Here is a 20,322-nt window from a genome sequence, read left to right as displayed (position 1 = left end):
AGGAGGATTCCCCTGACTTTCCAGCCTTCGCTCCCGCCGCAGCCCCTGAGCCCGCTCGACGGCCGCTACCGCGGCGCCGTCACCGGTCTCGCCGACTTCCTCTCCGAAGCCGGCCTCAACCGCGCGCGCGTCGAGGTCGAGGTCGAGTGGCTGATCGCCCTGACCGACCGCTCGCTGTTCGAGACGACACCGCTCTCGGACTCCGACAAGGACCGCCTGCGCGCGCTGTACCGCGACTTCGGCCAGGCCGAGATCGACTGGCTCGCCGAGAAGGAAGCCGTCACCCAGCACGACGTGAAGGCCATCGAGTACCTCGTGCGTGACCGCCTCTCGACACTCGGCCTCGACGCCATCGCCGAGCTCACCCACTTCGCCGCCACGAGCGAGGACATCAACTCCGCCTCCTACGCCCTCACCGTGAAGCGCGCGGTCGAGCAGGTCTGGCTCCCCGGCCTCGACGCGGTCATCGCGAAGCTCCGTGAACTCGCCGTCGAGCACGCCGACGCGGCGATGCTCTCGCGCACGCACGGCCAGCCCGCGACCCCGTCGACCATGGGCAAGGAACTCGCGGTGTTCGCCTGGCGCCTGGAGCGCGTGCGCGGTCAGATCGCGGCCTCCGACTACCTCGCCAAGTTCTCGGGTGCGACCGGCACCTGGTCGGCGCATCTCGCTGCCGACCCCGACGCCGACTGGCCGACGATCGCCCGCGAGTACATCGAGGGCATGGGACTGGGCTTCAACGTCCTCACGACCCAGATCGAGTCGCACGACTGGCAGGTCGAGCTCTACGACCGCGTGCGGCACGCCGGCGGGATCCTGCACAACCTCGCCACGGACGTCTGGACCTACATCTCGCTCGGGTACTTCGCGCAGATCCCGGTCGCCGGAGCCACCGGCTCGTCGACGATGCCGCACAAGATCAACCCGATCCGCTTCGAGAACGCCGAGGCGAACCTCGAGATCTCGGGCGCCCTGCTCGCATCGCTGGGCCAGACCCTCGTCACCAGCCGCCTGCAGCGCGACCTCACCGACTCCACCACGCAGCGCAACATCGGCGTGGCCTTCGGTCACTCGCTGCTCGCGCTCGACAACCTGCGCCGCGGGCTCAACGCGATCTCGCTCTCACGCGACGTGCTGCTCGCCGACCTCGACGTGAACTGGGAGGTCCTCGCTGAGGCCATCCAGACCGTCATCCGCGCCGAGGTGGTGGCCGGTCGGTCGACGATCACCGATCCGTACGCGCTGCTCAAGGAGCTCACGCGCGGCCACCGGGTGGGCGCCGCCGAGCTCGCCGCTTTCGTCGAAGGACTCGAGATCGGGGACGCCGCCAAACAGCGGCTCCTCGCGCTGACCCCCGCGACCTACACCGGTCTGGCGGAGCGCCTGGCGCGCTGACCCGCTCTCGCGGCTACGCGGGTTCGCCCGAGAGCTCGGACACGTGATCGCGCGGCATGAACGCGGCCGCGAGCAGCGTGAGCACGGCCGTCGCCGCGACCGCGACGAACACCCACACCGAGGCGTGGATGATCGTCTGCGGATCATCGGCGCCTGCTCCCTGTGCGATGACCGCGTTGGAGATCGCCCCGAACACCGCCACGCCCACGGCACTCCCGGCGGAACGTGCGAAGGCGTTCATGCCCGTCACGGCGCCGCGTTCGCCCCAGCCCACCGACGACTGCGCGGCGATCAGGGTCGGCGCCGCCGACCACCCGAGACCGAAGCCGAGCACGAACGCGATCACAGAGACCACGTACGGATTCGGCCAGGAGGAGACAACGGCCAGCGCGGTCGCCGCGACCGTGGCGATGCTCATCCCGATCAGGGTGGTGCGGCGGAACCCGATGCGCAGGTAGAGCCTGCCGACGTTCGCTGCGGCGATGGGCCAGCCGAGCGTCAAGGCGGCGACCGCGAGGCCGGACAGGAGGGGCGCGATGCCCAGCGACCCTTCCAGGTAGGCGGGAGCGAAGCTGGTGACGCCGATCATGAGAGCCCCCACCCCGAGTGACACGAGCGTGGTCGTCAGGATCAGCGGCCGTGCCGCGAGGCGGAGGTCGACGATCGGCTCTGCCGCCCGCCGCTCGACCATCGCGAAGAACACGAGGGCGACGATGCCCACCCCGAAGCAGAGCGCGCTCTGGACGGAGATCCAGTCCCAGGCGTTCCCGCCTTCGAGCATCCCGAGGATCAGGCCCGTGAGCCCGATCGTGAGAAGGACCGCTCCGGCGTAGTCGATCCGGTGCCGACGGGTCTGCTTCTGCTCCTTGTACTTGAGCTGCAGCATCCACGCGGCGATCAGACACAGCGGGATGTTCACCCAGAAGATCCATCGCCACGCGTCGAGCTGCGCGAAGATGCCGCCGAGCGCGGGGCCGACCACCGACGAGATCGCCCACACGCTCGCGATGTACCCCTGCACCTTCGCGCGCTCGGCGACCGTGTAGATGTCGCCCACGATCGTCATCGCCATCGGCGCCACCGCCCCGGCCCCCAAGCCCTGGACGAGGCGGAACAGGATCAGCGCGGGCATGCTCCACGCGAACCCGCACAGCACCGAGCCCAGCAGGAACAGCCCGATCCCGAGAAGGATGATCGGCTTGCGACCCACTGTGTCGGCGAACCGCGAGTAGATGGGGACGCTCACCGCCTGCGCCAGCAGATACACCGAGAACAGCCAGGGGAACTGCTGATAGCTGCCGAGATCGCGGACGATGCTGGGGACGGCGGTCGCGAGAATCGTGGCGTCGATCGCGATGAGGCCGGTCGCGAGCATCAGCGCGCCGAGGATGGGGCCTCGCGCCGAACGGAGTCCGATGGAGGCGCGGTCGACGGGGGCAGTCACTTCAGGAACAAGCGGTCGGACGGCGCGAGTATTCCGGGCGAGGGCGGAACGGCAGCGGATGCCGCACGCCTGCCGGTCACGACGAAGCCGCGCGGCCGGGCTGCTCGCCGTCCGCCCCGCCCTCGGGCTCGGGCTCGTCGTACAACACGGGGCGGTCGATCGTCTTGGTGACATCGGCCGGGTCGACCGCCAGGATCAGCATCGCCAGGATCAGGAGCGTGACGATGAACGCGCCGCCGCCGACCACGAGACCGAGCGCCACAGGAGTCAGCCCGTCGTAGCTCCCGTTCGCGATCGCCGTGTTGACCCTGGCGGTGAAGGCTCCGGTCGAGACCAGCGTCACGACCATGGCGAAGACGCCGCAGCCCAGCGCGATCAGCAGGAGGTGCAGCGGGCGCAGGATGTCCCGACGGGTGGGCTTCTCGTCGCTCATCGCGTTCCTCCGTGCTCCGCAGCGGCGGTGTCGTCGTTCGATTCGGAGACCGCCGTGTCGGCATCCACTCGCTTCGGTGTGAGACCGGCGATGCCGAGGAAGACGGCGACGATCGCCGCATAGCCGCCGAACATCCCGACACCGAGGATGATGCCGGACAGCTCGAACGTGCCGGCCTTCTCGATCGTGTACTCCTGGACGAAGCCGGCCGGGATCAGCAGCAGCACCACACCGAGCAGCACCCCCAGCGCGCCGACCGTGATCGCGTCGCGCGACAGCGGGTCGGCGTTCCTGCGGGAACGGATGCCGGCGAGGAGCTCGATGCCGCCGCTCAGGATCGCCCAGGTCGAGACGACGATGAAGAACAGGTCGTCGGAGCGCCAGGCGGGGATGCCGCTGACGGCACCGGCGAGCGTGCCGACGACCCCGAGGAGGATGAAGGACCAGCGCGACCCTGCGGGGACGACGAGCCAGGCCGCCAGAAACTGCACGAGCGCGGTCACGAAGACGAAGCCGCTGAACACCGAGAGGCCGACCGGGGCGGAGTGGTCCGACGAGAACGTGATCATCAGAGCGGCGACGGCGGCGAACAGAGCGCGCAGCAATTGCACGTGGCGCATGGTGAATGCGCGAGCAGGGGCAGACATGACGATCCAGAGTCCTCCGGGGTGTTCCTGCCAGTCTACGCGGGGCGCGGAGCCGCAGTGCCCCGCGTGCGGGGACGTTTCGTGAAGCCCGGCGGATCTCCCCAGATCGATTGCCGGGCTTCACGACGTACGCAGCAAGGGGGGCATCACTGCGTCAGGCCGGCCTTCGCACGGTCGGGCACCCTACCTGCGATGACGGCCAAGTGACCCCACATGCCCACCCGGTCCCCTGAGGTATGCGCGTGCGGTCGTATGCTCACTCTAGGGCGGTGTGCTTCACATACCGGAGGGGGGCTGTGATGAGTTACGAATATGACGCGCGCAGATCCGGATCCGATGCCTTCGCGGACGCGCTGCGCGACGCGATCAACGCCAGGGACGTGACCCTCTCCTGGTTGCAACAGCAGCTCAACGCCCGCGGCAACCGCGTCTCGATGGCCACCCTGAGCTACTGGCGCTCCGGCGCGCGGCGCCCCGAGGGTGTGCAGTCGCTGGCCGCACTCGCCGACATCGAAGACCTCCTCCGACTCGACGTCGGCACCCTGAGCAGGCTGCTCCGGTCGACGAACCGCACGGGCCCGCTCGGGCCCAACCAGTTCCCGATCGATGAGGAAGAACTCGAGCGTGCGGTGATCGACGCCTTCCACGCGCTGGGGGCGTCGTACCCCGACACCTCGCGAGAGCTGACGACGCATTCGGTGACCGATGTCGGGGCCGACGGCAACGTCGCCTACAGCATCACCCGCAGCATCGTGCAGTCGACGGTCGGCACCATCACGGCGATCCCATTCCTGGAGATCACTCCCGGGGTGCGCACACCCGCTCCCGTGATCGAAGCGGTCTCCGGAGGCAGGATCGCCGCGCGGTACTCCCACCCCGACGGTGAGGTCCACGGGGTCCTGTTCGAACTCGACGTTCCGCTGACGGCACCGGACACCGCAATGGTCGAGTGGTCGGCGGAGTATCCGCCCGACTACCCGGAGACGCGGGACACCGGTCACGCGCTGGCGCAGAAGGCCAGGGAACTGCTGGTGTGGACCCGCTTCCATCCGGACGCGATCCCGGACTGGTGCGAGGAGCACCTGGAGACCCCCGACGGCGTCACCCTGACGCCGCTCCCGCCGCCCCGAGGCACCTCGGTGCACCTGGTACGCCGGGCGTTCGGCCCCGGTGCACTCGGCCTGCGCTGGGGCTACGGACCCCGCGAGGATCAGCCGGGCTGATCGCCCGTCGCGACCGGACGGCCAGGGGTGTTCGACCACTGGCTCCAGGATCCGGGGAACACCTTCGCCTCGATGCCCACCTCGTGCAGGACCAGCGCGGTGTGGGCAGCCGTCACTCCCGAACCGCAGTACGCGGCCACCGGCGTACCGGGGGTCACGCCCACCTCCGCGAACGTGGCGAGCACGGTGTCGGCGTCGAGCAGCCTCCCCTGGTCGTCGAGGTGGAGCATGGTCGGCAGATTTCGCGCGCCGGGGATGTGACCGGCCACCGGGTCGAGCGGCTCGGTCTCGCCGCGGTACCGCTCGGGGGCGCGAACGTCGAGCAGGACTCCGACTTCCGGGAAGGCCGCGGCTTCGTCGATCGACAGGGCATCGCGACCGACGTCGTCGAGGACCACATCACCGGGTGCCGGACTCACATCGTCGGTCGTGACCTCGAACCCTTCGGCCTGCCACCCCCGGAGACCGCCGGCGAGCACTCGAACCTCCACTCCCGCTTGACGCAGCAGCCACCAGGCTCGCGCCGCCGCGGTGCCCTTGGCATCGTCGTAGGCGACCACGGTGTCGCCCGCGCGAACTCCCCAGCGCCGGGCCGCGGCCTGGAGGGTGGCCGTCGACGGAAGCGGGTGGCGCCCCTCCGAGGGCTCACCGTGGGTGGACAGCTCCGTGTCGAGCGCGGCGAACACCGCACCGGGGACGTGCCCTGTGAGGTAGTCGTCGTGTCCGGCCTCCGGGCGATCCAGTCGCCACCGCACATCGATCACGCGCACCGGCGCGCCCCGGGTCAGCAGGTCGTTCAGCTCGACGGCACTCACGAAGTCGCTCATGCTGCGAGGCTACCGCCCGTTCCCCCTCCCCCCTCCCCCCTCCTCCGCCTTCGAATCGCGTGAATGGTCGCATCCGGTGGCAGGATCGGACCGTTTGCGCGATTCGAAGGCGGGTTCGGATCGGGAATACTCCGACGGATCGAGCGTTGCACCCGGCATGATTGAAACTTCAACCGTCGTTCCGGTCGCCAAGGAACGCACGCGCGTCCGCGTGCCACTGCGCTTCGGCGACGGCTTCTCCACGACCGCCGATGTCGTCACGTTCGACGGACTCGTCGACGGCCGCGAGCACCTGCTGCTCGGACTCGGCGATTGGCGTGCAGCACTCGAACGTGCGGCCGACGGCGGCGACGCCCCTCTCGTGCGTCCGCACAGCGAGTGCCTCACCGGGGACGTCTTCGGCTCCGAGCGCTGCGACTGCGGGCCCCAGCTGCGCGAAGCCGTCGAGCGCATCGCGCAGGATGGCGGCTTCCTGCTCTATCTGCGACAGGAGGGCCGGGGCATCGGCCTCTACGCCAAGCTCGACGCCTACGCCCTGCAGGACGCGGGTCTCGACACCTACGAGGCGAACGTCGCCCTGGGGCACGGCGAGGACGAGCGCGACTACACCGTGGCCGCCCAGATGTTGAACGCGATCGGCGTCGACGGCATCCGCCTGCTCAGCAACAACCCCGACAAGGCCGCGCAGCTCGAGGCGCTCGGCATCCGCGTGACCGAGCGTGTGCGCACCGAGGTGCACCTGTCGGAGTCCAACTCGCGCTACCTGCAGGCCAAGCGCGACCACACGGCGCACACGCTCGACCTGTCGGCCGCGTGACGGGCGGCGTGACACACGAGGAGGACACCATGGCGGCGGAGCGGCAGCATCCGCGGCGACTCGACGACCCCGAGATGGACACCTGGCTCCCCGTCATCCGGTTCGTCCAGCTCCTGCCGCAGGTGCTCGACCGCACGCTGAAGGAGGAGGTCGGACTCAATCACGCCCGCTACGCCATCCTCGTCACGCTCGCCGGGCAGGGGGAGGGCGTGGTCACCATGACCGAACTGGCGCGCATCGCAGGGCTCAGCCGTTCACGCCTGAGCCATGCCCTCGACTCGCTCGAGGAGCGCGGCTGGGTCGCCCGAACCTCCTGCAGCACCGACAAGCGAACCCTCTCGGCCGCGCTCACCCCCGCAGGACGGGAGATGCTGCGCACGGCGGCTCCGGTGCATGTCGAGCAGGTGCGGGAACTGGTGCTCGATCCGCTCACCCCCGAGGAGCGCGAACAGCTGAGCGCGATCCTCGGCAAGCTGCTGCCCGGTGTCACCGCGGCCCTGTGACCGAGTGGTTCTGCTCTGAGCAGAACCACTCGAAGCCTCCGGATACCCCGGTTTATCGTGAGGCATGGCCGACATCGTCCCGTTCCCGCGCGCTCCTCGTTCCGACCGCCCCCAGCCCAGCGAACCCGAACCGCTGTGGCGACACCTCCTGGGCGACCAGCTCCGCAGACGTCGACATGACCGCGAGGAGACACTCACCGCCACCGCGGAGAAGGCGGGGGTGTCGCCGCAGTACCTCTCGGAGGTCGAGCGCGGGTTGAAGGAGCCCTCGAGCGAAATGATCGCCGCGATCGCGGGCGCCCTGGACACGAGCCTGGTCGAGCTCACGAGCGCCATCTCCGAGGAGCTCCGGGTGACCGCGGTCCCGCGCGGCGCCTTCGCTCTCGCCGCCTGAGCACGGCGCGGCGTCGGCCCGTCAGGTGCGCGCACCGAGAACGGTGTCGATCAGGCCGTAGTCGCGCGCTGCGGACGCGGTGAAGACGCGGTCGCGGTCGGTGTCGGCGCGCAACTCCGCAACCGTGCGGCCCGTATGCTCCGCGAGGATCTCCTCCATGTCGGATCGCACCCGCACCACCTCGTCCGCCGCGAGGATCAGGTCGGGGATCGCGCCGCGCGACTGCCCCGCGGGCTGATGCAGCACGATGCGGGCGTGGGCGAGGGCGGCTCGCTCTGCGGGCTCTCCGGCGGCGACGAGCAGTGCCGCGGGACCGATGGCCTGCCCGACACAGGTCGTGGCGATGCGCGGGCGGATGTGCCGCATGGTGTCGTAGATCGCCAGCGCCGCTCCGGGATCACCGCCTTCACTGTTGATGTAGAACTGGATGCCGGACTCCGGGCTGTCGGCGTCGAGGTGCAGCAGCTGCGCGATCAGGGCGTTGGCGACGCCCGCATCGATGCCGGTGCCGAGGTAGAGGACACGCTCGGCGAGAAGGTGCGAGTACACGTCCATGACCCGCTCCCCGCGAGGGTGATGCGCGATCACGTTCGGGATCGTGTAGCTGCTCATGCGTCCACCCCCAGTCCGACCCGCGGACGTCGTCGCGGCATCACCTCGGTGATCGACGCCACGATCCCGTCGATGAACCCGTACTCCCGCGCCTGGGTCGCGGTGTACCAGCGGTCGTGGAGGGAGTCCTCGAAGATGCGCTCGAGCGGCTGACCGGTGTCGGCGGAGATGAGTCCGAGCACGGTGTCACGCATGTGGCGCAGATCGTCGGCCTGCGTCTCGAGCTCGCCGGCGGACCCGCCGATCCCCGCGGAACCCTGATGCATCAGGATGCGCGCGTGCGGAAGGGCCCGCCGCTTGCCGGGCGTGCCCGCGGAGAGCAGGAACTGTCCCGCGCTGCAGGCGAGCCCCAGGGCCAGGGTCGCGACATCGTTGGGCACGAGACGCATGATGTCGCGGATAGCGAGCATGGACGGCACGGAGCCGCCGGGCGAGTGGATCCAGAGGGCGATGTCGGCGACGGGGTCTTCGGCGGAGAGCGCGAGCAGCTGCGTCATCAGCAGAGTGCCGTTGTCGTCATCGAGTGCGCCGTCGAGCACGAGCACCCGCTCGTGGAACAGCGCGCGTCGGGCCTCGGGGCCGAAGTGCGGGATGGGGTTGTCTTCGCTCATGCCGCCAGCCTGCGGCCTCCCGCCGTGCGTCCGGCGGGATTCTGCCGTGGGCGGCTCTGCCCTGAGCGGAGGCGGAAAGCGAGCCGTAACATCGCCGACTCACGGGGCCCGTACCCTCGGGCTCATGGCGAAGCAGAAGGCACCGGCCTGGCAGTGGTCGGAAGACGGACTCAACTTCCGCACCCGCAAGTGGGTGCGCCCGGAGGACCTCAACGCGAACGGCTCCCTGTTCGGCGGGAGCCTGCTGAAGTGGATCGATGAGGAGGCGGCGATCTATGCGATCGTCCAGCTCGGCAACTACCGTGCCGTCACCAAGCACATCTCGGAGATCAACTTCGAGGCCTCCGCGGTGCAGGGCGACCTGATCGAGATCGGCCTGCAGGCCACTCACTTCGGGACGACCTCGCTGACGATGCGCGCCGTGGCCCGCAACATGATCACGCGCAAGCGCATCCTGACGATCGAGAAGATCGTGTTCGTGAGCCTCGACGACGACGGAGTGCCCACCCCGCACGGGTATCACGAGATCACCTACGATCGCGATCGGATGCCCACCGAGCGCATCGCCACGGGGACGATCCGACTCCCCTCGCTCTGACGCGGCTCTGCCGGCTACGCGTGGAGGACCTCTTCCGGTGCACCGCTCCGGAAGAGCGAGGCGACCGTGAACGCCTGATCCAGATCCGCGATCAGGTCATCGACGTCCTCCAACCCGATCGACAGCCGCAGCACGTCGGCGGCCGGGCGCGCCTCGGGCGGCACCGGCCGGTGGGTGAGAGCCGCCGGATGCTGGATCAGCGAGTCCACGCCGCCGAGCGAGACGGCATGGGTGAACAGCCGCGTCGCCGTCGTCACCGCGGAGGCCGCAGCGAATCCACCTCGCATCCGGATCGCGATCATCGCGCCCGTGCCGCGCAGCTGCCGGTCCAGGATCCCGCGCGGATCGCCGTCGAGCCCCGGGTAGAAGACCTCGGCGACCTCCGGCCGGTCGATCAGCCACTGCACCACTCGCTGCGCACTCCCCTGCTGGTGCCGCACCCGCACCGGCAGGGTCGTGAGGCCGCGATGCAGCAGATACGCCCCGAGCGGGTGCAGGAGCCCCCCGGTCACCGCCCGCACGCGGCGCAGCGCCTCCGCGGTCTCTTCGCTGCAGGCGACGACCCCCGCGATGACATCGCCGTGGCCGCCGAGGTACTTGGTGGCGCTGTGCAGCGACATCGCCGCGCCCAGGTCGATCGGGTTCTGCAGCACCGGGGTCGCGAAGGTGTTGTCGACCACCACGGGCACCGACCCCGCCTGGCGCACCACATCGGCGATGTCGGCGACCTCCAGAGTCGGGTTCGCCGGGGTCTCGACGACGACGAGGCCGGTGTCCGGACGCACGGCGGCGGCGACCTCGTCGGGAAGACAGTAGGTGTTCTCGACACCGAGCAGTCCGGAACCGAGCAGGTGGTCGGTGCCGCCGTAGAGCGGACGCACCGCGACCACGTGTCGCGCACCCGTCGCGCCGGTGTGCGCGAGGATCACGGCGGTCATCGCCGCCATGCCCGACGCGAACGCCACCGAGGCCTCCGCATGCTCGAGCTCGGCCAGCGCCTCCTCGAACCGGGCGACCGTGGGATTCCAGAGGCGCGCGTAGACCATGCTGCCGTCCGCCGGCGGGCGCCCGCCTGTGGCCATCGCCTCATACGAGTCGCCACCGCGTTCGATGTCGGGGAGCGGATTGGTCGTCGACAGGTCGATCGGCAGCGCGTGCACCCCGAGACCCTCGAGGTCGGAACGACCGCTGTGAACGGCGACGGTGTCGGGATGCAACGGTGCAGTCATCCCTCCACGTTGCCGGAATCACAGTTCTTCTGCATGAGATCGACAGAATCCGCCGAGTATCGAACTCAGAACGCTATTCTGGGCAAGATCTGACCGAAGAAGGAGCCAGAGGTTGGCGAAAGCGCAACTCGACGAGATCGACCTCGAACTGCTCGCGGTCCTCACCCGCGACGCCGAGATCACGAACAAGGCCCTGGCGCACCGGCTACGCCTCGCCGAGTCGACCTGCGCGCATCGCGTCCGCTCCCTCCGTGAGCGCGGGGTGATCCGAGACACTCGCATCCGCGTCGACGGGGCGGCACTGGGATTCCCGCTGCAGGCGATCATCAAGGTGCGTCTCGCGAATCACACGGGCGACAAGGTGACGGCGCTGTTCGATGCGCTCGCCGACGTCCCTCGGGTGCTGCAGGTGTTCCACGTCGCCGGTGTCGACGACTTCCTCGTGCACGTGGCCGTGGAGGACGCGACGGCGCTCCGCGACATCGTCCTCGAGCACATCACCGTCCACCCCGTCGTGCGCGGCACCGAGACCCAGCTCGTGTTCGAGCTGCGCGACGGCCCCGGCCCCTTCCCCCGCTGACCCGTCCCACCCGTCCGTCCCGCCCCGTCCCGCCCGTCCCGTCGGTCCCGCCGGTCCCGTCCGCTGGTTGCGGGATCGAAAAGGTGCCGGAAACGGGGCCGTCGGGCGCGTTTCTGCGCTCCCAGCGACAAGCCCGCACGCGACATGCTGGAACACGCGACAAGATGGAAGACGAGCAAGGGAGCACCATGAGCCGCAGCGCCACCGCCGCCACGCAGACCATCCGCGAGATGCGGGACTTCCTCTTCGCGCACGCCACGGACTACACGGCCGCGCGAGCAGGGTTCGCCTGGCCCGAGGTCGACGAGTTCAACTTCGCACTCGACTGGTTCGACCAGGTCGCGGCGGAGAAGCCGGATCGCCCGGCCGTGCAGATCGTCGACGCAGACCTGAGTCTGCGCACCTGGACCTACGGCGAACTCTCGACGCGCTCCGACCAGGTCGCCGCCTGGCTCACCGGTCTCGGCCTCCGCCGCGGCGACCACGTGATCGTGATGCTGAACAACACGATCGAACTGTGGGAGGTGATGCTGGCGATCACGAAGATCGGCGCCGTGTCGATCCCTACGTCCACACTCCTGTCGGCGTCCGACCTCGAGTACCGGGTCGACCACGGCCGTGCCCGTGCCGTCATCACCCTCGGACCCCTCGGCGAGCGACTCCTGGGCGTCGACCCCGGCGTCCTGCGCATCGGTGTGGGCGACGGCCTCCCCGCGGGGTGGGAGCGCTTCGAGGATTCGACCGACACCCCCGCCGACTTCGAGCCGGACGGCCCGACACCCGCGTCCGACACCGCCCTGCTCTATTTCACCTCGGGCACCACGAACCGCCCGAAGCTCGTGCAGCACACCCACGTCTCCTACCCGGTCGGGCACCTGTCGACCATGTGGTGGCTCGGATTGCGCCCCGACGACGTGCACCTCAACATCTCTTCTCCCGGCTGGGCGAAGCACGCATGGTCGAGCTTCTACTCGCCGTTCCTCGCCGAGGCGACCGTGTTCGTCTACAACTACGCCCGCTTCGACGCGAACGCCCTCATGCAGGTCATGGAGACGCACCACGTCTCGACGTTCTGCGCACCGCCCACCGTCTGGCGGATGCTGATCCAGGCCGACCTCGCCCGTCTCACCCACCCTCCGCGCGAGCTGGTCGGCGCGGGCGAGCCCTTGAACCCCGAGGTCATCGACCGAGTGCGGGACGCCTGGGGCGGCACGATCCGCGACGGTTTCGGGCAGACCGAGATGACGGCGTGCATCGGCAACTCCCCGGGTCAGACCGTGAAGGTCGGATCCATGGGGCGCCCCCTGCCCGGCTATCCCGTCGTGTTGCTCGACCCGGTGACCGGAGAAGTCGTCGAGCATGAGGGGGAGATCGCACTCGATCTGGCACACCCGCCGCTCGGGTTGATGGCGGGGTACTTCGACGATCCGGAGAAGACCGCGCAATCTCGCGCCGGCGGCTACCACCACACGGGAGACATCGCGGTGCGCGATGACGACGGCTACCTCACCTACGTCGGCCGCTCCGACGACGTGTTCAAGGCCTCGGACTACAAGATCTCACCGTTCGAGCTCGAGTCGGTGCTGCTCGAGCACGACCTCGTGGTGGAGGCAGCCGTGATCCCGAGCCCGGATCCGACTCGCTTGGCAGTGCCGAAGGCATATGTCTGCCTGGCCCCCGGAGCCACGGTCGCCGAGACGGAGGCCGCCCGCGCGATCTTCGCCTACGCCCACGAGCGCCTGTCGTCGCACCTCTGGGTGCGGATCATCGAGTTCGTGCCCGAGCTGCCGAAGACCATCTCCGGCAAGATCCGTCGTGTCGAGCTGCGGGGGCGCGAGGCCGCGCGAGTCGACTCCGGCGATGAGGCCGGACAGCACCGCGACCGCGACTATCGCTGAGCGCTCAGGGGACGACGGCGATCGACGCGGTCGACGGTGACGTCGCCACGCGCGCCTGCTTCGACACGACGGCGGCCTGCTTCGATGTCGGCACCGGAGCGGGCAGCGCCTCGCCCTTCTCACGCCCCGCCCGCTCGACACCGGACGCGCTCACGATGGCCCGCGCGACACCGCCGATCACCAGCATCCCCACGAGCACTGCGCCGGACAGGATCAACGGCGTCCATTCCTGCGCGAAGGATGCCGTGACGCTCATCAGCGCACCGACGATCCACAACCCCACCGCCCCACCGGCGAGCCCTCCGGACCCGCGGATCACCGCAACCGCCGCCACGATCGCGCAGGCACCGGCGATCGCCGCACCCACGTATCCGATCGGCACCATCACCGCGGCCAGATCGCTGGCCACTCTCATTGTCGTCATGACGACCCCCCGTCAGCGGAAATCCCGCTACCTCGACACTAGAAGTGTGTCGCGGAAAGGCCATCCGTCTCAAGTCCGATCGACATCATCCTGCAGACGGATATCTCAGCGGCCGGACCGCCGTGTCGCGAGCGGTCAGCGCCGACTCGGCCACCGCAGCCGGCGGGCGCGCACCACCCGCACGGGCTGGGTGACGACGGCGTCCACGACCATCGAGCCGTCGGTCGGTCCGACGATCGCGATGGCCGAGGTCTCGGTCGCCTCGAGCGGCGCGACGGGGAGATGCACGAGCGCCCGATGCGCGCGGATGTACGCGGGCACCAGCAGCACGATGGCACCCACCCACGCGAGCGGATTGCTCAGGGCGACGCCGTCGAACCCGATCCAGGCGCCGAGGACGATGGCCGCACCGACGCGCATCACCAGCTCGATCACGCCGGTCACGGTGGGGACGAGCGTGTGGCCGAGCCCCTGGAGCGCGCCGCGCAGCACGAACAGCATGCCGAGCGCCCAGTAGCCGCACCCGTTGATGATCAGCATCCGATGCGCCATGTCGACGACGTCGTCGGATCCCTCTCCGATGAACAGACGCACCATCGGCGCCCCGAAGGCGATCAGCAGCCCCCCGAGCACCACGCCGGCGCCGACCGCCATCCACGTCGCCTCGACGACACCACGACGGATGCGATCTGGTCGCCGTCCGCCGTGATTCTGCGCCACGTACATCGAGACCGCGAGGCCGAGCGATGACAGCAGCGCGACCGCGAGGCTGTCGACCCGGGAACCCGTCGTGTACGCGGCGACGGCATCGGCCCCGAGCGTGTTCAGGGCCACCTGCACGGTGAGGGTGCCGATCGCGATGATCGAGGCCTGGAAACCCATCGGCAGGCCGAGACGCAGGTGCTCGGCGATGTCATCCCGCCCGATGCGCCAGTCGGCACGACGAAGGTGCAGCATGGGCAGGCGGCGGCGCACGAACTCGAGACACAGCGCCACCGACACCGCCTGCGCCACGACGGTCGCGAGGGCGGCTCCCGCCACACCCCAACCGAGCGGGCCGACCATCAAGACGACGAGTCCGACGTTCAACCCACAGGCGATCGTGAGGAAGACGAGGGGCGTCTTGGAGTCGCCGATGGCGCGGATGATCGCCGAGAGGTAGTTGAAGAACATGGTCGCGCTGGCGCCGAGGAAGCTGATCTGCGTGAAGACCGTGGCCTCGGGCATGAGCTCGGACGGCGTCTGCAGCAGCGCGAGGATGGGGCCTGCGAGCAGCGGCGCCGCGACCGTGAGGATCACGCTGGTGATGGCGCTCAGGAACACACCCGTCGCGACCGAGCGGCGCACGGCGGCATCGTCGCGGGCGCCGAACGCCTGCGCGATCGGGATCGCGAATCCACTCGTCAGCCCCCAGGCGAACCCGAGGAGCAGGAACAGCAGGCTGCCGGTCGCGCCCACCGCGGCGAGCGAGGTGACGCCGAGGTGCCTGCCGACGACGATGGCATCGGCGAACTGGTACAGCTGCTGGACCACATTGCCGAGCAGGAGGGGGATGGAGAAGGCAAGGATGACGCGCCACGGACGGCCCGTGGTGAGAGAGGTGGCCATGAAGGAGCGGCTCGCAGAGCTGGGGGATGGATCGGGGCGCGAACCAGCTTATCGAATCGATTCGGCGAGCGGTGCCCTCGATTGCTTTCGAATCGCGCAAATGGCTCGATTCGCCCGAGGAATGGGGCCAGTTGCGCGATTCGAAGGCAGAGTCAGGCGGGCTTCGGCGCGAACAGCCGCGTGCGGAGCTGCCTTCGGGGCTGTACGGCGGACTCAGAGCAGACCGGTGTCGCGGGCGATGGCGATGGCGCGGGCACGGCTGTCGGCGCCGAGCTTCTCGAACACGTGCACGAGGTGCGTCTTCACGGTGGCCTCGGTCACGAACAGGGTCTTCGCGATCTCGCGGTTCGAGGCGCCCGTGTCCAGCAGCCGGAGCACGTCCAGCTCGCGTTCGGTCAGTCGCACGCGAGGGGCGCGCATGACCTGCACCACCCTCTCGCTGAGCTCCGGCGTCAGCACGAGCCCTCCCGCGGCCGCCTGACGGATCGCTCGAACGATGTCCTCGGGGGCGACATCCTTCAGCAGGTACCCGGAGGCGCCGGCTTCGATCGCCCCGAGGATCTCGGTGTCACGGTCGAACGTGGTCAGGATGAGCACGGCCGGCGCCGGGTCCAGCCCCCGGAGCGCGGCTGTCGTCTGCACGCCGTCCATGCCCTCACCGAGCCGCAGGTCGCAGAGCACGACATCGGGATGCAGGTGCCGCGCGAGCGCCACAGCCTCCTCGCCGGACGCCGCCTCCCCGACCACCTCGACGTCATCCCGGCGGTCGAACAGCGAGCGCACACCGGCCCGGACGATCGGGTGGTCGTCGACGAGCAGCACGGTCAGGGGGCTCACCCCTCTCCTCCCGTCACGTGCCGGGCCGGCGCCGCCGCGCCGAGCGGAACGTGGGCCGACAGCGCGGTGCCGTCGCCCGGGGCGCTCTCCACGTCGAGGCCCCCTCCGAGTTCCCGCAGCCGCGCGCGCATCGACCGCAGACCGTAGCCCCCGCCCCGGCCGCCGACGCCGCCCTGCGCATTCCAGCGTCCGGCGTCGAAGCCGATCCCGTCGTCGACGATGTCGAGCCGTACCGCGTCACCGGCGTCGGCCAGGGTGACCACGACCCGGGAGGCCCCGGAGTGGGAGCGGACGTTCGCGAGAGCCGACTGCGCCGTGCGCAACAGGGCGACCTCCGCGTCGATCCCGAGCGACGGGAGGTCGTCGTCGGCGTGCAGCGTCGCCTCGATCCCGGTCTCCTCGGTGAGACGCTCGAGCATGCGGGCGAGGGCATCGCCGAGGGCGGAGGACTCGAGTTCGGCGGGCATCAGGGCGTTCACGATGCGCCGCGCATCCGCCATCCCCTCCGTGGCGAGCGCACCGATCTGCTCGAGCGCACGGGCGCGCTGCGCCGGATCATCCGCCTCCAGCGCCGAACGCGCCAGCATGCCGATCGACGACACGCTCTGCGCGACCGTGTCGTGGATGTCGCGCGAGACCCTGGTGCGTTCCGCACTCGCCCCCGACTCGCGCTGGGTGCGGGCGAGCTCGTCCTGCAGGGCCGCCATCTCCTCCTGCGTCGCGACGAGCGAAGCGATGAGTCGACGCCGTTCCCGCCCGTCGCGCACGAGTTCGAGATAGCCGCGGGAGATGCCGAGAGCGAAGATCCCTCCGACGAGGGGTCCGATCACGTTCGCGTAGGTCGTGCTGCCGGTGTGCAGCAGCGGAGCGGTGACCACGACCGCGAGCACCACCGCGCTCAGCAGCAGCGCCCAGCGCAGGCGCATCACGAACCCGGCGAGCAGCCACAGGGGAAACGCGAGCCACACGAACTCCGGCGACACCACGACGGCGCCGAGCCAGATGAGCGTCAGCCCCAGCAGCCACCACGTCGCCAGACGGCGGTCGGAGGTGCGCTCACCGAGCAGCAGTCCCCCGCCGTACCACCCCGCGAAGACGAGGGCGAGGGCGAGCACCCACGGCAGCGGCACGCCGTCGGCGGCCGCCCGCCAGGCACCGATCACGAGCAGCACGACCGTGATGACGGCCTGCCCGATCCGGATCGACCCGACCAGACTCGCCCACGTGCGCGGCGCGCGGATCCCTGCCGCGGGGTCGACGCGGCCGGGACGCTCAGCCCGCGTCTGCGGGGACGGCGACTGCGGCATCCTCGTATTCTCCCCCGCGCGGTCGGTCTCCGGGTCGATCGGCGCGGGATCCGGCGCCGTCGACCTTCCCCGGCCACCACAGCCGCTCGCCGACGATCGCGAACATCGCGGGAACCACCAGGGTGCGCACGACGAAGGTGTCGACGAGCACGCCGATCCCGACGATGAGCCCGATCTGTCCGAGCGTGACCAGGGGCAGCAGCCCGAGTGCGGCGAACACCGCCGCGAGCACGACTCCGGCACTGGTGATCACCCCGCCCGTCGCGGTGACGGATCGCACCATCCCCTGCCGCGTGCCGACCGTGTGCGCCTCCGTCCGGGCGCGATGGACGAGGAAGATCGTGTAGTCGATCCCGAGCGCCACGAGGAACAGGAACGACAGCAGAGGGACCTGCAGGTCGAGCGCGTCCCATCCGAACAGGACGCGGCTCAGCCACGTGCCCGCACCGATCGCCGCGACCGCGCTGAGGATGTTCACCGCGAGCAGCAGCAGCGGTGCCACCAGGGAACGCAGCAGCACGACCAGCACGACGAGACTCACCGCGAGCACGAGCGGGACGATGAGCCGCAGATCGCGCTGATTGCCCTCGCGCGCGTCGAGATCCGCGGCGACGGGTCCGCCGACCACGGCATCCGCCCCCGGCACCGACGCCGCGGCCTCGCGCACCGCACTGACCAGATCGAGGCTCTCGGTCGTGCCCGGTGCCGGCTCGCCGACCACGAGCACCCGCGACAGGGTGCCGTCGGTGCTCTCCCCGGTGGTCGTGACCCGGAGCACGCCGGGGACATCCTCGATCGCCGCAGTGACGGCGTCCGCGTCGGCCGTGCCGGCGATCACGATCATCGGCTGCGCCTCGCCCGCCGGGAAGTGCTCGCCCAGAACGGTGAGACCGGCCGCCGACTCGGACTCGACCCGGAACTTCTCGACCTGGGTGAGCCCGACGGATGCCCCGGCCAGACCACCGGCGAGGACACCGAGCAGCGCGAGTCCGCCGAACAGCGGCACCCACGGGCGACGGGAGACGCGCTGAGCCACCGGGCCCCACACGCGACCGGTGGTGGCGGCGTCTCCCACACGCGGCGCGAACGGCCAGAAGAGTCGGCGCCCGCACACGGCGAGCGCGGGCGGCAGGACCAGCAGCACGGCGGCGAGGGCGATGAGCAGTCCGACGGCCGAGGCGATGCCGAGACCGCGGGTTCCGGGGATGACCGCCAGCGCCAGCGTCGACAGCGCCAGGACCACGGTGACGTTCGAGGCGACGATCGCGGGGGCGGTGGACCGCCACGCAGCGACGAGCGCACGACGGTGGTCCGTGTCGCGGGCGAGTTCTTCCCGGTAGCGCGAGATGAGCAGCAGGGCGTAGTTCGTCCCGGCCCCGAAGACGAGGACGCTCACGATCCCGGAATCGAACTGCAGGCCGAGCCCGGCGCCGATCGCCGCGGTCGCCTTGTTCGCCAGCTGGTCGGCGAGGGCGACCACGACGAGCGGGATCACCCAGAGCACGGGCGAGCGGTAGGTGACGATCAGGAGGAGTGCCACGATCCCGAGCGTCACGATCAGCAGGGTGAAGTCGGCGCCGTCGAACGCGGAAGCGACATCCACCCCGAATGCGGGGCCACCGGTGACCTGCACGCTCACCCCGTCGATCGGGTGTTCCGCCACGATGTCGCGCAGACCGTGCACGGCCTCGGCGGCGGCATCCTCCTCGTCACTGAGACTCAGCGTCGCCTGGATCGCCGCGGCCTCGCCGTCCTCGCTGACGATCGGGCCGCGCGGTTCGTGCCCGGTCTCCGCCTCGACCTCGGACGAAAGCGCGCCGAGCGCGGTGAGGTCGGCGTCGCGGAGCTCCTCGCCGTCGTCGCGGGCCGCGACCAGCAGCACCGTGTGCTCGTCCGCATCGGGGAACTGCTCCGCCAGAGCCGCCGCTCGAGCGGAATCGGAGTCGGGCGGGGCGTCGTCGGTGCCGGCCGGAAGCGACGCCCGTCCGAGCGCGCCGAGTAGGGCCGAGAACGCCACGACCGCGATCAGCAGGGAGACCCACGCGCCGCGACGGGAGGTGAGCCACAGGGGGAGGGAGCGGAGAGTGCGGAGCATGGTTCCAGTCCAGCCGCCGACGCTGCCCCGTGGATCGCGCGGGGGACGGAGGCGGGTCTCCACCATTCGATGGATCCGCTCTCGCTGCAGTATGCGGCCTGGGTAACGTGAGGTGGGTGACCTCCTCCCGCACCTACCCCGCGACCATTGCCGCCGCGGTCGAGCACGAGACGGTCATCCGCAAGTCGCGCTTCGTCACGCACATCGCGCCCGTGACCTCGGTCGAGCAGGCCGAGGCGGTGATCTCCGGGATCCGCAAGAGGGCCTGGGACGCCAACCACAACTGCACCGCGATGGTCACCGGGCTGCTCGGCGATCAGGCCCGATCGTCGGATGACGGCGAGCCCTCGGGCACAGCGGGGATCCCGATGCTCGAAGTGCTGCGCCGGCGTGACCTGACCGATGTGGTCGCGGTGGTGACGCGGTACTTCGGCGGGGTGAAGCTCGGGGCGGGCGGGCTGGTCCGTGCCTACTCCTCCGCCGTGTCCGAGGCGCTCGACCGCACAGCCCTCGTACGCCGGGCGGCGCTGCGGCAGGTGACGCTCGACGTGTCGCACTCCGACGCGGGTCGCTACGACAACCTGCTGCGCGAATGGGCCGTGCAGCACGGCGCGATGCTGGGCGAACCCGTGTATGGGGCGACCGCCACGCTCGAGCTGTGGGCTCCCGAGGCGGAGCTCCCCCGACTCGCCGACGACCTGGCAGCCGCATCCGCGGGAGCTGTCGTCCCTGAGCTCGGAGTCGAGCGCATCGTCGACGTGCCCGCCTGACCCCGTCCCCCCTTGTTTCGAATCGCTTGAATGGTCGCATTCTGTGCCGCGATGCGACCATTCAAGCGAT

General features: G+C 70.1%; 21 protein-coding genes. 9 read left to right on the top strand and 12 right to left on the bottom strand.

What is annotated here, in order from left to right:
- Positions 1-12: 12 nt before the first annotated feature.
- Positions 13-1,395: an adenylosuccinate lyase gene (gene purB, locus LC041_RS15740; protein WP_226534143.1), complete on the top strand. Its 1,383-nt coding sequence runs from the start codon at positions 13-15 to the stop codon at positions 1,393-1,395.
- Between the two features lie 13 nt (positions 1,396-1,408).
- Here purB and LC041_RS15735 read toward each other — a convergent pair whose 3' ends face one another.
- From LC041_RS15735 to LC041_RS15725, 3 genes are all read right to left on the bottom strand, one after another.
- Positions 1,409-2,839, bottom strand: coding sequence for an MFS transporter (locus tag LC041_RS15735; protein ID WP_226534040.1), 1,431 nt, complete (start codon positions 2,837-2,839; stop codon positions 1,409-1,411).
- Positions 2,840-2,915: 76 nt separating this feature from the next.
- Complete coding sequence (locus LC041_RS15730) at positions 2,916-3,272, bottom strand: hypothetical protein (RefSeq protein ID WP_226534039.1); 357 nt, start codon at positions 3,270-3,272, stop codon at positions 2,916-2,918.
- A complete protein-coding gene (locus LC041_RS15725) occupies positions 3,269-3,919 on the bottom strand; it encodes an acyl-CoA synthetase (protein WP_226534038.1) in 651 nt (216 codons plus the stop codon). The genes LC041_RS15730 and LC041_RS15725 overlap by 4 nt, the downstream gene beginning before the upstream one ends.
- 299 nt (positions 3,920-4,218) lie before the next feature.
- On the opposite strand from LC041_RS15725, the gene LC041_RS15720 reads away from it, so the two are divergent.
- Entirely contained in the window at positions 4,219-5,142 is a 924-nt protein-coding gene (locus LC041_RS15720; RefSeq protein WP_226534037.1) for a hypothetical protein, read from the top strand.
- Here LC041_RS15720 and LC041_RS15715 read toward each other — a convergent pair.
- Entirely contained in the window at positions 5,130-5,969 is an 840-nt protein-coding gene (locus LC041_RS15715; RefSeq protein ID WP_226534036.1) for a sulfurtransferase, read from the bottom strand. The genes LC041_RS15720 and LC041_RS15715 overlap by 13 nt on opposite strands.
- 157 nt (positions 5,970-6,126) lie before the next feature.
- Here LC041_RS15715 and LC041_RS15710 point away from each other — a divergent pair, with 157 nt between their 5' ends.
- From LC041_RS15710 to LC041_RS15700, 3 genes are all read left to right on the top strand, one after another.
- Positions 6,127-6,786: a GTP cyclohydrolase II gene (locus LC041_RS15710; protein WP_226534035.1), complete on the top strand. Its 660-nt coding sequence runs from the start codon at positions 6,127-6,129 to the stop codon at positions 6,784-6,786.
- A gap of 29 nt (positions 6,787-6,815) precedes the next feature.
- Positions 6,816-7,289: a MarR family winged helix-turn-helix transcriptional regulator gene (locus LC041_RS15705; RefSeq protein ID WP_226534034.1), complete on the top strand. Its 474-nt coding sequence runs from the start codon at positions 6,816-6,818 to the stop codon at positions 7,287-7,289.
- A gap of 64 nt (positions 7,290-7,353) precedes the next feature.
- Positions 7,354-7,683 (top strand): helix-turn-helix domain-containing protein, encoded by a 330-nt coding sequence (locus LC041_RS15700; protein WP_226534033.1) that lies wholly within the window; start codon positions 7,354-7,356, stop codon positions 7,681-7,683.
- A gap of 21 nt (positions 7,684-7,704) precedes the next feature.
- Here the strand turns inward: LC041_RS15700 and LC041_RS15695 are convergent, their stop codons facing one another.
- Entirely contained in the window at positions 7,705-8,295 is a 591-nt protein-coding gene (locus tag LC041_RS15695; protein ID WP_226534032.1) for a ClpP family protease, read from the bottom strand.
- Positions 8,292-8,906 (bottom strand): ClpP family protease, encoded by a 615-nt coding sequence (locus LC041_RS15690; RefSeq protein WP_226534031.1) that lies wholly within the window; start codon positions 8,904-8,906, stop codon positions 8,292-8,294. Before LC041_RS15690 ends, LC041_RS15695 begins: the two co-directional genes overlap by 4 nt.
- A 124-nt stretch (positions 8,907-9,030) precedes the next feature.
- Here LC041_RS15690 and LC041_RS15685 point away from each other — a divergent pair, with 124 nt between their 5' ends.
- Positions 9,031-9,504 (top strand): acyl-CoA thioesterase, encoded by a 474-nt coding sequence (locus tag LC041_RS15685; RefSeq protein ID WP_052193822.1) that lies wholly within the window; start codon positions 9,031-9,033, stop codon positions 9,502-9,504.
- 14 nt (positions 9,505-9,518) lie between these two features.
- On the opposite strand, the gene LC041_RS15680 is transcribed toward LC041_RS15685, so the two are convergent.
- Complete coding sequence (locus LC041_RS15680) at positions 9,519-10,733, bottom strand: trans-sulfuration enzyme family protein (RefSeq protein WP_226534030.1); 1,215 nt, start codon at positions 10,731-10,733, stop codon at positions 9,519-9,521.
- A 112-nt stretch (positions 10,734-10,845) separates the two neighbouring features.
- Between LC041_RS15680 and LC041_RS15675 the strand changes: the two genes are divergently transcribed.
- Both LC041_RS15675 and LC041_RS15670 read left to right on the top strand, forming a co-directional pair.
- Positions 10,846-11,313, top strand: a complete 468-nt coding sequence (locus LC041_RS15675; RefSeq protein WP_226534029.1) for an Lrp/AsnC family transcriptional regulator — start codon at positions 10,846-10,848, stop codon at positions 11,311-11,313.
- 188 nt (positions 11,314-11,501) lie between these two features.
- Entirely contained in the window at positions 11,502-13,211 is a 1,710-nt protein-coding gene (locus LC041_RS15670; RefSeq protein WP_226534028.1) for an AMP-binding protein, read from the top strand.
- A 4-nt stretch (positions 13,212-13,215) separates the two neighbouring features.
- Here the strand turns inward: LC041_RS15670 and LC041_RS15665 are convergent, their stop codons facing one another.
- The 5 genes from LC041_RS15665 to LC041_RS15645 form a co-directional block, all read right to left on the bottom strand.
- On the bottom strand, positions 13,216-13,635 hold the full coding sequence (locus LC041_RS15665) for a hypothetical protein (protein WP_226534027.1): 420 nt from the start codon (positions 13,633-13,635) through the stop codon (positions 13,216-13,218).
- Positions 13,636-13,770: 135 nt separating this feature from the next.
- Positions 13,771-15,243 (bottom strand): MATE family efflux transporter, encoded by a 1,473-nt coding sequence (locus LC041_RS15660; protein WP_226534026.1) that lies wholly within the window; start codon positions 15,241-15,243, stop codon positions 13,771-13,773.
- A 213-nt stretch (positions 15,244-15,456) separates the two neighbouring features.
- Positions 15,457-16,080: a response regulator gene (locus LC041_RS15655; RefSeq protein ID WP_226534025.1), complete on the bottom strand. Its 624-nt coding sequence runs from the start codon at positions 16,078-16,080 to the stop codon at positions 15,457-15,459.
- Entirely contained in the window at positions 16,077-17,387 is a 1,311-nt protein-coding gene (locus LC041_RS15650) for a sensor histidine kinase (protein WP_226534024.1), read from the bottom strand. The genes LC041_RS15655 and LC041_RS15650 overlap by 4 nt, the downstream gene beginning before the upstream one ends.
- The gene (locus LC041_RS15645; protein WP_226534023.1) at positions 17,353-19,482 is read right to left on the bottom strand and encodes an MMPL family transporter; all 2,130 of its coding nucleotides are present in this window, start codon (positions 19,480-19,482) and stop codon (positions 17,353-17,355) included. The genes LC041_RS15650 and LC041_RS15645 overlap by 35 nt, the downstream gene beginning before the upstream one ends.
- Before the next feature lie 116 nt (positions 19,483-19,598).
- On the opposite strand from LC041_RS15645, the gene LC041_RS15640 reads away from it, so the two are divergent.
- On the top strand, positions 19,599-20,252 hold the full coding sequence (locus LC041_RS15640; RefSeq protein WP_226534022.1) for a YigZ family protein: 654 nt from the start codon (positions 19,599-19,601) through the stop codon (positions 20,250-20,252).
- The last annotated feature ends 70 nt before the right edge of the window (positions 20,253-20,322 follow it).

The sequence above is a fragment of the Microbacterium paraoxydans genome (assembly GCF_020524545.1).
Lineage (GTDB): Bacteria > Actinomycetota > Actinomycetes > Actinomycetales > Microbacteriaceae > Microbacterium > Microbacterium paraoxydans_C.
The sequence above is the reverse complement of the archived record's forward strand: the minus strand, read 5'-3'. Positions and strand labels throughout refer to the sequence as shown.

What these genes read in the sequence shown, in the direction of transcription:
- LC041_RS15705 (WP_226534034.1), top strand. Translation starts at nt 6,816, where the DNA reads ATGGCGGCGGAGCGGCAGCATCCGCGGCGACTCGACGACCCCGAGATG.
- LC041_RS15670 (WP_226534028.1), top strand. Translation starts at nt 11,502, where the DNA reads ATGAGCCGCAGCGCCACCGCCGCCACGCAGACCATCCGCGAGATGCGG.
- LC041_RS15690 (WP_226534031.1), bottom strand. Translation starts at nt 8,906, where the DNA reads ATGAGCGAAGACAACCCCATCCCGCACTTCGGCCCCGAGGCCCGACGC.
- LC041_RS15645 (WP_226534023.1), bottom strand. Translation starts at nt 19,482, where the DNA reads ATGCTCCGCACTCTCCGCTCCCTCCCCCTGTGGCTCACCTCCCGTCGC.
- LC041_RS15685 (WP_052193822.1), top strand. Translation starts at nt 9,031, where the DNA reads ATGGCGAAGCAGAAGGCACCGGCCTGGCAGTGGTCGGAAGACGGACTC.
- LC041_RS15715 (WP_226534036.1), bottom strand. Translation starts at nt 5,969, where the DNA reads ATGAGCGACTTCGTGAGTGCCGTCGAGCTGAACGACCTGCTGACCCGG.
- LC041_RS15660 (WP_226534026.1), bottom strand. Translation starts at nt 15,243, where the DNA reads ATGGCCACCTCTCTCACCACGGGCCGTCCGTGGCGCGTCATCCTTGCC.
- LC041_RS15725 (WP_226534038.1), bottom strand. Translation starts at nt 3,919, where the DNA reads ATGTCTGCCCCTGCTCGCGCATTCACCATGCGCCACGTGCAATTGCTG.
- LC041_RS15730 (WP_226534039.1), bottom strand. Translation starts at nt 3,272, where the DNA reads ATGAGCGACGAGAAGCCCACCCGTCGGGACATCCTGCGCCCGCTGCAC.
- LC041_RS15700 (WP_226534033.1), top strand. Translation starts at nt 7,354, where the DNA reads ATGGCCGACATCGTCCCGTTCCCGCGCGCTCCTCGTTCCGACCGCCCC.
- LC041_RS15710 (WP_226534035.1), top strand. Translation starts at nt 6,127, where the DNA reads ATGATTGAAACTTCAACCGTCGTTCCGGTCGCCAAGGAACGCACGCGC.
- LC041_RS15665 (WP_226534027.1), bottom strand. Translation starts at nt 13,635, where the DNA reads ATGACGACAATGAGAGTGGCCAGCGATCTGGCCGCGGTGATGGTGCCG.
- LC041_RS15695 (WP_226534032.1), bottom strand. Translation starts at nt 8,295, where the DNA reads ATGAGCAGCTACACGATCCCGAACGTGATCGCGCATCACCCTCGCGGG.
- LC041_RS15650 (WP_226534024.1), bottom strand. Translation starts at nt 17,387, where the DNA reads ATGCCGCAGTCGCCGTCCCCGCAGACGCGGGCTGAGCGTCCCGGCCGC.
- LC041_RS15720 (WP_226534037.1), top strand. Translation starts at nt 4,219, where the DNA reads ATGAGTTACGAATATGACGCGCGCAGATCCGGATCCGATGCCTTCGCG.
- LC041_RS15680 (WP_226534030.1), bottom strand. Translation starts at nt 10,733, where the DNA reads ATGACTGCACCGTTGCATCCCGACACCGTCGCCGTTCACAGCGGTCGT.